The sequence below is a fragment of the Dethiosulfatibacter sp. genome, assembly GCF_983023055.1.
In genome coordinates this window covers 1-7,117 of the sequence record NZ_CEZJXU010000084.1, presented here as the reverse complement: position 1 = coordinate 7,117, position 7,117 = coordinate 1, and the positions used below count along the sequence as shown (strand labels likewise).

General features: G+C 34.6%; 5 protein-coding genes. All 5 read left to right on the top strand.

Annotation, left to right across the window (positions count from 1 at the left end):
* Positions 1 to 35: 35 nt before the first annotated feature.
* The 5 genes from AC3AX0_RS04575 to AC3AX0_RS04555 all read left to right on the top strand — a co-directional run bounded on the left by AC3AX0_RS04575 (position 36) and on the right by AC3AX0_RS04555 (position 6,763).
* On the top strand, positions 36 to 2,528 hold the full coding sequence (locus tag AC3AX0_RS04575) for an FAD-dependent oxidoreductase (protein WP_487549126.1): 2,493 nt from the start codon (positions 36 to 38) through the stop codon (positions 2,526 to 2,528).
* 207 nt (positions 2,529 to 2,735) lie between these two features.
* A complete protein-coding gene (locus AC3AX0_RS04570; protein WP_487549125.1) occupies positions 2,736 to 3,356 on the top strand; it encodes a hypothetical protein in 621 nt (206 codons plus the stop codon).
* Positions 3,357 to 3,626: 270 nt separating this feature from the next.
* Positions 3,627 to 5,006, top strand: a complete 1,380-nt coding sequence (locus AC3AX0_RS04565; RefSeq protein ID WP_487549124.1) for an HD-GYP domain-containing protein — start codon at positions 3,627 to 3,629, stop codon at positions 5,004 to 5,006.
* Entirely contained in the window at positions 5,006 to 5,584 is a 579-nt protein-coding gene (locus AC3AX0_RS04560; RefSeq protein ID WP_487549123.1) for a DUF5317 domain-containing protein, read from the top strand. Before AC3AX0_RS04565 ends, AC3AX0_RS04560 begins: the two co-directional genes overlap by 1 nt.
* A 216-nt stretch (positions 5,585 to 5,800) precedes the next feature.
* Positions 5,801 to 6,763: a tyrosine-type recombinase/integrase gene (locus AC3AX0_RS04555; RefSeq protein WP_487549122.1), complete on the top strand. Its 963-nt coding sequence runs from the start codon at positions 5,801 to 5,803 to the stop codon at positions 6,761 to 6,763.
* Positions 6,764 to 7,117 lie beyond the last annotated feature (354 nt).

The following is a 7,117-nucleotide window of genomic DNA, read 5'->3' as shown; positions in this document are numbered from 1 at the left end:
ATGCTTAAGCTATTAGGAAAAGGAGATATAATAAAATGAAAGTAATAATTATTGGTGGAGTTGCAGGAGGCGCGAGTGCAGCTGCCAGACTTAGAAGAAATGATGAAAATGCTGAAATTATAATGTTTGAAAGAGGAGAATATATATCCTTTGCAAATTGTGGATTGCCTTATTATATAGGCAATGTTATAGAAGAAAGGGAAGAACTTTTGGTTCAGACGCCCGAAGCAATGAAGGCAAGATTCAATATTGATGTAAGAGTTAAGAGTGAAGTGTTGTCAATAGACAAGGAAAACAAAAAAGTCAATGTTAAGAAGGTGGACTCTGGAGAAGTGTATGAGGAATCATATGACAAGCTTATATTGTCACCAGGATCTTCACCTTTGAAACCTCCCATTCCTGGAATAGACGCTTCCAATATATTTACAATATGGAATATTCCTGACACTGATGCTATAAAAAGTTTTGTGGACAATAAAAAAATCAAGAAGGCTGCAGTTATTGGTGGAGGATTTATCGGCATAGAAATGGCTGAAAACCTTCACGAACTTGGAATAGAAGTAACAATAGTAGAGCTTGCCGATCAAATAATGGCACCTATAGATTTTGAAATGGCACAAATTCTTCATCAGCATGTAAACATGAAAAATGTGGAGCTTGTACTGAATGATGGAGTAAAAAGTTTTGACTACAAGGATGGGACTACAGTTATAACTCTCAATAGTGAAAAGACTCTTGATGCCGATATGGTAATACTGGCAATAGGTGTAAGACCAAATGGAGAATTAGCAAAGAATGCAGGCCTTAAAACAAACAAAAGAGGCGGTATTGTAGTAGATAAGTATATGAGAACCGATGATGAAAACATTTATGCAGTTGGAGATGCAGTTGAAATAAATGATTTCATAAACGATGTTGAAACAATGATTCCTCTAGCTGGACCGGCAAACAAGCAAGGTAGAATTGCAGCTGATAATATTGCAGGTAAGAATACAACTTACAAGGGTACTCAAGGAACTTCAGTAGCAAAGGTATTCGATATGACAGTGTCGGCAACAGGATCAAATGAAAAGATACTAAAGACACTTGGCAAGGAATTTGGTAAAGACTATCAATATGTGTATATTCATCCAAACAACCATGCAGGATACTATCCTGATGCTTCAAAGATAAATATGAAGCTTTTATTCTCTCCAGTAGATGGCAGGATTCTTGGGGCACAAGCTGTAGGCTTTGAAGGTGTGGAAAAGAGAATAGATGTAATTGCCACTGCAATAAGATTTGGCGGAACAGTATATGATTTGACAGAGCTTGAACTTGCCTATGCACCTCCATTCGGATCGGCAAAGGATCCTGTAAATATGGCAGGATATGTTGCAGAAAACATTCTTAAGGGAAATGTCGACGTTATACACTGGAATAATCTTGGGCAATATGATGAAAATGACTATATTGTTCTTGATGTTAGAGATGAAGATGAGCTTGATACTGGTTGCTTCCAAAAGTCAGTAAATATACCTCTCAACAGTTTGAGGGACAGAATAAATGAACTTGATAAGGACAAAATGATATTTATCTACTGTGCAGTGGGACTTAGAGGTTACATTGCGGCAAGGTTGCTTCAACAGCATGGTTTTGAAAATGTTAAAAATTTAAGCGGTGGTTTGGCAACATTGAATGCAATCAATTATATGCCGAATAGTATGCTTTTGAAGAATATTTTGGGAACTAAAGACACAAACAGTGAAAATGGCGGAAAAAGTGGAGATAACGAGATGAAAAGAGTAAACAGTATAGATGTTGAAAAAATATCCCTGAATTGTTCGGGACTTCAGTGTCCGGGACCTATAATGAAGGTCTTTGAAACAATCAAGACGATGAACCACGGCGACCTTGTGGAGGTTACTTCAACAGACATGGGATTTGCGGCAGATGTGTCTGAATGGTGCAAGAGAACCGGCAATACTCTTGTAGATATAAAATCCGAAAACAAGGTTATAGTAACAACAATCATGAAGGGGCTTAAGGAAGATGCTATTGCAGAAGAAACCGGTGAAAGAACAGACAAGTCAATGGTTATATTCAGTGGAGAACTTGACAAGGTCATTGCAGGATTCATAATAGCAAACGGTGCTGCTGCCATGGGAAGGGATGTAACCATGTTCTTCACATTCTGGGGACTGAATGCTCTTAGAAAACCTGAAAATGTATCTGTTAAGAAAACTTTAATGGAAAATATGTTCGGGTTTATGATGCCAAGAGGAACAGGAAAACTTAAGCTTTCAAACATGAATATGGCTGGAATGGGTACTGTTATGATGAAATCAATAATGAAGCAAAAAAATGTGGATACACTTGATACTCTAATGGAAACAGCGACGAAAAATGGAGTGAAGCTGATAGCTTGTACCATGTCAATGGATGTAATGGGTATAAAGGAAGAAGAGTTGATTGATGGAGTGGAATATGGTGGAGTTGCATCATTCCTTGCAGCATCCGAAAGATCTGATGCAACCTTGTTTATCTAATAGAAATATTACAACTAAATTACAAAAAAACTATAAATGAATAAATTTGTTTTAAAGGGGTAAACTATAAATTGTAGTTTACCTTTTTTATTTGTTTTTAAAATTTGTTAAAGTATAGATTATTAATGAATTAATTATTAAAAATTAATTCACAAATCACAAGAAATGGTGTAGAATATAATGTAATACAGCTTGGGAGGGTAAAATATGGATTTCAAAGAGATAGAAGAATATTTCACAAATCTTAAATCGGTTATTTCGGGTAAAATAGTAGCAAATCAAGATGACGTAATAGAGGAAATTCATTTATTGGCGGATTCCTCCAGGAATACTAAGCAGATATGCAGAGATGTGCAGTCTGTACTTATTTCCAAATATGATATAAATGTTGATTACAAGAAAATTAGTATCGCTCAGATATCTGATAATCTAAGTATAGATAACAACTTTAGACTTAAACTCAAGTCTGTAAAAGCTGAAAACAATCTTAGGACAACAACCGTAAAGGTGGATCTTGAGATGGATGACAGAATACACAATGGAGAAGCTACAGGAGTTAAAACAGACAGGAATACTCTTAGACTGTCTGCAGAAGCTGGACTTAGAGCCGTTGAAAGCTCCATTGGATTTAACAACTGCCTTCTATTGGAAGATATAGAGAGCAGATTGCTTGCTGGTAAGGAAGTTGTTACCAGTGCGGTAACATTTGTTTATGGAGGAGCAGAAGTAATTCTCTGCGGGAGTGCTTTTGTAGAGCATTCAAAGCCTGAAGCCGTTGTAAAGGCTACGCTCAATGCAATCAACAGAAGTGTTGCAAAGAGTAGATAAACAAATGATTTAACATGATTATAAAAGACCAGCACACAAACATAATAAAAAAGTAGTTTTTTAAATGATTTAGCGAAGCGGAAATGCCTGCTCTTTATAGCGAAAAGACAGAGTAAACCTATGGAGGCTTTATCATGAAAAAAATACTACCAATAGCAATCACAATATTAACATTTGTTTTGGCAAGTGGCGCTGGTTACAAGTGGGCTTAATGTCCTAACAGTTTTTTAAACTGCTGGTCTTTTATATATATATTATTTGGAGGATATAATGTCTGAAATACCTGTAAGAGCTAGAAGATATATATTAATAGTATTCATTCTTGCAGTATCCGTATTAGTTTATTTAAACAATAATTATGTAGTTAAAAATTGGAACATGGTTTTTATAATGGGAATTCTTGCGGTTATTGCTGAAACATTCATGGTTAAGTTGCCTGGAATTGGTGCAGTAACAGTTGCCTTTGCAATATCTTTTGCAACAATTATTTCTGAAGGTCCCCTGTCTGCAGTTTTAGTAGGGGCTATGGGAATAACTTTTTGCAGACCATATATAGATGATATAGGGTATACCCATATTTTTAATACTCCGATATTTAAATCACTTTTTAATATTTCTCAGAATATAATATATACAGGTCTTTCAGGCATGGTATATATTTTTTTGCATGGTAGGTTTTACTACCTAGGAGATATTGATCCTGTTTCTTCTGCAGGTACAATGATAACTTTTTTATTGGTAAATACATTACTCATGACATTTTTGATTCATAACTTGTCTGGAGGTAAATTCTTTAATATATGGTTAGAAAACTTTAGAGGAACTATAGTAAGCGTAATGGCTATAGGTCTTTTAGGTATAATAATTGCAAAAGCTCACGACAGCTATGGTGTTGGTGCAGTTGTAATGTTCTTTATACCACTGATGCTATCAAGATATTCATTTAAGCTTTATGCGGATATGAAGAAAAATTATTACGACACTGTCAAGGCACTTATCAATGCAATTGAGGCAAAGGATCCTTATACAAGTGGTCATGCGGCCAGGGTTGGAAAATATGCCGTTGCAATAGCTGAAGAAATGGATCTTAACCCAGCTCAGGTAGACACCATAAGAAATGCAGCCCTACTTCACGACATAGGAAAAATTGGAGTTAACGACAATGTTCTTAACAAGAAGGAAAAACTTACAGATGATGAGTTTGACATAATAAAGAGTCATCCTTCTGTAGGATACGATATAATAAAGGATATAGGCTTTTTAAGCCATGTAATGGACATAGTGAAGCATCATCATGAAAGATGGGACGGTAGGGGATATCCTGACGGCCTCTTTGGCAAAGAACTACCTCTTGAAACTACTATTTTGACTGTTGCGGATTCTTTTGATGCCATGGTTACGGACAGGCCTTATAGAAAGGCTCTTTCGGTTGAAACGGCACTAAAGGAGATAATCGACAATGCTGGTACACAGTTCAATCCTGATATAGTTGAAGTGTCCGTGAAGGTCCTTAAGAAGTACGAGAAAGGTATCGAAGGGGAAAATAAGGGAAAGGAAATGGATAATTCGAAGTTTCTTCAGGAGGATAAGGAATGTGAAGTTGCTGCAACAAAATCCGAATCTGAGAATAAGGACATAGGTATTGCATAATGAGTCACGAGGTTGTAATAACGCTAATAATATCTTTAATACTAGCTGTAATTAAAAAAAATGATTTGAAAAATATTTCAAAAGTAAAAATAAAAGGACTTGCTTTATTTCCGGCAAGTTTTTTTCTGCAGTATTTAAGCATGTTCATTGTGGAGAGGTATGGAGATACGGCTGTAGGTGTATTTGTAACGGACTACTTTATGTGGATTCATCTCTTGTCATACCAGTTTCTATTGGTAGGTGTGGTTCTAAATATTAAAAAGGGATATATGAAGATACTTTTCATAGGAACTATGCTAAACTTTATAGTAATTCTTTTCAACGGTATGCAAATGCCTGTTAGGATACCGCCTGAATATGCACGAGCATGGGAGAACTATATTTACCTGATATCAGGCAAGGATCTTATACATACTGTCATGACTACTGAAACCAGGTTTTCTTTTTTAGCCGACATAATAATGCTGAAGAAACCTTATCCCTTTAATAAGACAATAAGCATAGGAGATATATTTCTTTTGCTTGGATACGGCAAGTTCATATTGGAAGAATCAAAAAAATCACCTAGAAGCAGGTGATTTTTTATTGCCTTATATTGGTTTGTTTTCTATTGGGCTCGACATTATTATATGAGTTTCCGTGTTACCGAAAGCGTTGGAAAATCAATGAGAACAAGCATTCACAACGAGTGTCGAATATTAAACATAGGCTTATCCTAAAAGGGTAAAATAAGTGGGATTGAACCATAAATTTTAAAGCTTTTTTATATAAAAAAATATAGGAAGGTGTTTAAAATGGCACAAAAAAAGAAAAGATTAAGTATGGATATTAGTTCGAGTATGACGTACAACGAATTATTTAAAATCAAGATGAAAAATCTTGAATTTGAAGGAGCAGTTAAAGAAACGACTGACCACCATTACAGTGTGCTTGGATATTTAAATGAATACATAGATACTTCCACTTTGCTTATATCAAGTATGAATACGGAATTTTTAGAGGATTTTGGATATTGGCTAAAAGATACAAGAAAAATAAAAAATATCACTGTAAATAGTTACGTCAAAAGGATTGTTGCAACTTTGAATCTAGGAGTTGAAAAAGGACTGGTCAAAGAAGATAGTTTTCATTGGAAGAAATTAAAAGAAGACAAAGTTATGAAAGAAATCTATACAGATGATGAACTTGAAAGACTTCTTGAAAAACCTAAGATGAAATTCTTTGGTAAGTATAGAACTTGGATACTTATAAATTTTTTACTCGGTACAGGTGTAAGAGCCAAAGAAGTTAGAAATATCACGATCAAAAATCTTGACCTTAAACAAAGCATGTTGATTTTGACAACTACAAAGACTAAGACCGATAGATATATTCCTATTTCTAAATCTTTGAGAAAAATCCTTATGGAATATATGAGGTATAGACAAAGTGATAATCCTGATGATTATTTATTCTGTAATATCAAAGGTGAACAACTTCCAAGAACAACAATGCAAATGGCAATTCGTAACTATCATATAGAAAGGGGAGTTGATTCTTTTGGAATTCACAAGTACAGACACACTTTCGCTACAAAATGTATTGAAAATGGTATGAATCCATTTCAGTTGCAAAGAATACTTGGACATAGTACAGTAACAATGACACAAAGATATGTTCAAATGAGTACAAAGATACTTACACAAAAAATTGATTTATTGAATCCACTAGAACAATTTTATGGAGATAGTAAAGAAAGAATCAAACTCAAAAAGTAAGGGGTAGACAAAAACACACCCACTTTTCACCAATCGCTACACCTTAGTAATATCAATGGTTACATGGATTGAGGAAAAATCAATATAGATAAAGCCCGTAAGTGTTGGAATATCAACGTTTATGGGCTTTTTGTCGTCTGTTTTTTTAATTCTGACAGGATTTTAAGAGGTTTTTATTATGAAGAGGTATCATTGTATACCTAGATAGGTGATAATTGAAAATATTGCTCTCTGAATTGATTTGGTTAAAGAATAAAAAAATATGTATAAATATACAAAAAACACTTGACTTTTTGCATAAAATGTGGTATAGTGATATAACAATATAGCGAAGGAGCTTCGCCTGAATAAAGC

Bases quoted from the DNA above. Each gene is read 5' to 3' on its own strand.
- AC3AX0_RS04575 (WP_487549126.1), top strand. From the start codon at position 36: ATGAAAGTAATAATTATTGGTGGAGTTGCAGGAGGCGCGAGTGCAGCT.
- AC3AX0_RS04565 (WP_487549124.1), top strand. From the start codon at position 3,627: ATGTCTGAAATACCTGTAAGAGCTAGAAGATATATATTAATAGTATTC.
- AC3AX0_RS04555 (WP_487549122.1), top strand. From the start codon at position 5,801: ATGGCACAAAAAAAGAAAAGATTAAGTATGGATATTAGTTCGAGTATG.
- AC3AX0_RS04560 (WP_487549123.1), top strand. From the start codon at position 5,006: ATGAGTCACGAGGTTGTAATAACGCTAATAATATCTTTAATACTAGCT.
- AC3AX0_RS04570 (WP_487549125.1), top strand. From the start codon at position 2,736: ATGGATTTCAAAGAGATAGAAGAATATTTCACAAATCTTAAATCGGTT.